The sequence below is a fragment of the Janibacter sp. CFPM2_SD2 genome, from assembly GCF_057364645.1.
Window position 1 is genome coordinate 1 of record NZ_JBNFOF010000309.1, and the last position, 2,022, is coordinate 2,022.

Genomic DNA, 2,022 nt, shown 5'->3' on the forward strand with positions numbered 1-2,022 from the left:
CGGGAGCCCCCGCCGCGGCGGGCCCCTGCGGGGCCGCGCGGCCTGAGCGAGCCCGGGGTGCGGGTCGCAGCGCGTGCGGCAGCAGCGCACCGAAGCCGTGCTGCAGCACCGGCACCTCGAGCCAGCGGAAGGACGCGTAGGCGACACCGACGGTCACGGCGAGCTGCGCGAGCACCGAGACCACGAGCGGCAGCGGGTCGAGGAGCGGACCCAGCCAGAGGTGGATGGGCCAGTGGTAGAGGTAGAGCCCGTAGGTCATCTGGCCGAGCAGCACCGCCGGCCCCCAGCTCGCGACCCGGTTGATGAGCAGCGGCCGCGGGTCGGTCGCGGCCAGGCCCATCATCGCGGCGCCGACGGCGAAGAAGAGCATGCCGCCGCTCGTGAAGAGCCACTCGCTGCGCGGCCCGACGACGACGAAGGCCGAGAGCGAGACGAGGAAGCCGACGAGACCGATGGCCTGCGTGACCCCGGCCGAAGGGCGCCGCCCCAGTCGTCCGCGGTGGTCCCGGCCGAGGAGGGCCGCGACGACCGCACCCACGAGCAGCGCCTGTGCGCGGGTGTCGGTGCCGTAGTAGAGCCGGGCGAAGTCGACGCCGGAGCGGGCGAGGTGGGCGGTCCACGCGGCGGAGGCGACGGCGAGCGCCGCGAGGGCGACGACACGGGCGGTGCGGCTGGTGCGCCACACGGCGAAGAGCACGAGCACGAGGAGCGGCACGAGCAGGTAGAACTGCTCCTCGACGCCGAGCGTCCACGCGTGCCGCAGCGGCGAGGGGTCGCCGACCTGCTCGAAGTACGCGTCGTCCTGGCTGATGAGGCGCCAGTTCTGCACGAAGAGGAGCGAGGCGAGCACGTCGCCGGCATCGCGGTGGCGGTTCGCCGACCCGGCGAAGAGGCTCGCGACGAGCACCGCGGTGCACACGGCGACGAGCGCCGGCAGCAGCCGCTCGGCCCGGCGGCGGTAGAAGCGCAGGACGTCGATGCCACCGGTGCGGCCGCTCGGAGATGAGCAGCCGGGTGATCAGGTAGCCGGAGAAGGCGAAGAAGTGGTTGATGCCCACCCAGCCGCCGACGAGGAAGGTCGCGCCGAAGTGGTAGAGCAGCACGAGGGTGACGAAGAGCCCCCGGTAGCCGTCGAGGGCAGCCAGTCGCTGCTCCCCCGTCGACGTCTTCAGGGATGCGGTCAGCGCCCTCACGACCGGGCCCGCACGTAGTTGCGGCTCACCTGGCCGAGGACGTGCTCCCAGATCATCGGGGTCGCCTCGGGCGAGAAGTGGAGGTAGTCGTTGAAGACCTTGATGCCGCCGATCTCCTCGGGGTAGCCGTCGGAGCACAGCGCCCCGTGGAGGTCGACGACCTGCACGTCGTCGTGGGAGTCGGCCCACTGCTCGACGAGCCGGTTGATCCGCTTCGGCTCCTTGTACTCCTTGACGATCGCGGGGTTGGAGTCGAAGACGACGCGGAACTCCTCGGGGATGGAGTCCTTGACCGGCTTGCGGCAGGGGACGTTGACGATCTGCACCTGCGTCGCACCGGCGTCGAGCGCCTGGCGGCGCAGCCGGTCCCAGCGCGAGCGGATGAGGTCGAGGTAGGCCTTGTCGTCGAGCCACAGCCGCTCGCCGTCGACGATGTGCGGCACCGCGAGCAGCGGCGAGGCCCAGATGAGCAGGACGTCGTCGCCGTTGCTCTTGAACTGCTGCGGCCACTCCCTCTTCATGGCCGTGCACTTCGGCTCGTTGCCCATCTGGAAGCCCGGGGCCCAGCTGATCGGCTCGGAGAGCAGGTCGCAGCCCTCGCGGGAGTAGTTGTCGAGGGTGACGCCGGGGAAGGTCTCCTGCGGGAAGCGGTCGACGAGGAAGAAGGGCACCGAGTCGCCGAAGACGCCGATCCGAGCGGGCTTGCCCTCGCGGTAGGAGGGCTGCCCGGCGACGATCTTCGGCGGCGGACCCTGCGGCACCGCGACCGTCGGCTCCGCGGGTGCGGTGGGGGCGCTGCTCGCGACGGCGAGCCCGGCGCGGCGAGCAG

General features: G+C 72.0%; 2 protein-coding genes. Both read right to left on the minus strand.

Going from position 1 to position 2,022, the window contains the following annotated elements; all coding sequences use genetic code 11:
• A partial coding sequence (locus AC2W7J_RS17755) for an acyltransferase family protein (protein WP_485984048.1) occupies window positions 1-979 on the minus strand: 979 nt, incomplete at its 3' end.
• A gap of 210 nt (window positions 980-1,189) precedes the next feature.
• The coding region (locus AC2W7J_RS17760) for a hypothetical protein (RefSeq protein ID WP_485984046.1) at window positions 1,190-2,022 on the minus strand (833 nt) is incomplete at its 5' end.